Raw genomic sequence first — 1,369 nt, 5'->3', positions numbered from 1 at the left:
GGTCGGGCAAATTGGTGCCGGGATCACCACTGCGCCGATGGCCTGTTTTGTCGCCGCTGTACGTGCACTGGCGGAGATCGTCGCAAAGGAGAACCATCATGGTTAAGCCACTGGCTGTCGTCGCGGTTGGCGGCAATGCGCTCATTCAGGACGAGCAACGCAATAGTATTCCCGATCAATATGTTGCAGTGATGGAAAGCGTGCAACATATCGTTGATATGGTTGAAGCCGGATGGGACCTGGTACTAACCCACGGTAATGGCCCGCAGGTGGGCTTTATTCTGCGCCGCTCTGAACTCGCCAGTAACGAAGTTTCTCCGGTTCCACTTGATTACGCCGTGGGTGATACACAAGGTGCAATTGGCTACATGTTCCAGAAAGCGCTGCATAACGAATTGGCTCGCCGTGGCATAAACAAACCGGTAATTGCCCTGGTGACACAAACGCGAGTCAGCCCACATGACGATGCTTTCGCCAGCCCCAGTAAACCAATTGGCGCGTTTCTCGATGAAGCAACAGCCCAACAACGCCAACAACAACTCGGCTGGACGCTGATGGAGGACGCCGGGCGTGGTTGGCGGCGTACAGTTCCCTCTCCTGCACCACTGGAAATTATTGAGCACGACACCATCGCTCACCTGGTGCGCCAGGGATATCTGGTTATTGCCTGCGGCGGCGGCGGTATTCCGGTGGTGCGAGACGGGCAACAACTGAAAGGTGTGGAAGCCGTGATCGATAAAGATCTGGCCTCCGCGCTGCTCGCCAGTCAGTTAGGCGCAGATCTGCTGGTGATCCCCACCGGTGTAGAAAAAGTAGCGATTAACTTTGGTACACCACAACAACAGTGGCTCGACGCTATCAGCGTTGCCGAAGCGCAAACGCTGTTGCGGGAAGGTCAGTTTGGTGTCGGCAGTATGCAACCCAAAGTGGAAGCCATTGTTGATTTCATCAATGCCAGCCAGCAACAAGGCAAACAGGCCAGCGGCCTGATTACTTCACCGCAAACCATAAAAGCAGCCCTGGCGCATCAGAGCGGCACATGGATAACCCTTTAATTCTCTGGAGAACACAATGACTACAACGCTTTTAGCCGTTAACGGAACGCTGATGCGCGGCCTGGAACTCAACCCAAATATGCAAAAAGCGGGCGGTATTTTTGTCCGTGAAGACCGAACTGACGCCCATTACCGGTTGTGGAGTATTAATGATCGCCATCCGGGAATGATTCGCGTGAATGAAGGAGGAACACACGTCGACGTAGAAATTTGGCAATTACCGCTGGCCAGTTTTGCCGCTCTGTTAATGAGCGAACCCGCTGGGCTGGCAATTGGCAAAATCAAACTTGCCGATGGTAGCTAAGTGCTGGGCG

The 1,369-nt window shown here is 54.1% G+C and carries 2 protein-coding genes; both read left to right on the top strand.

Annotated elements, in window-relative coordinates; genetic code table 11:
• Positions 1 to 98 precede the first annotated feature (98 nt).
• Entirely contained in the window at positions 99 to 1,055 is a 957-nt protein-coding gene (gene arcC, locus AB0M56_RS50570; protein WP_000240546.1) for a carbamate kinase, read from the top strand.
• A gap of 16 nt (positions 1,056 to 1,071) precedes the next feature.
• Entirely contained in the window at positions 1,072 to 1,359 is a 288-nt protein-coding gene (locus AB0M56_RS50565; protein ID WP_364190855.1) for a hypothetical protein, read from the top strand.
• The last annotated feature ends 10 nt before the right edge of the window (positions 1,360 to 1,369 follow it).

The organism is Amycolatopsis sp. NPDC051372, assembly GCF_040682095.1.
GTDB lineage: Bacteria > Actinomycetota > Actinomycetes > Mycobacteriales > Pseudonocardiaceae > Amycolatopsis.
The sequence above is the reverse complement of the archived record's forward strand: the minus strand, read 5'-3'. Positions and strand labels throughout refer to the sequence as shown.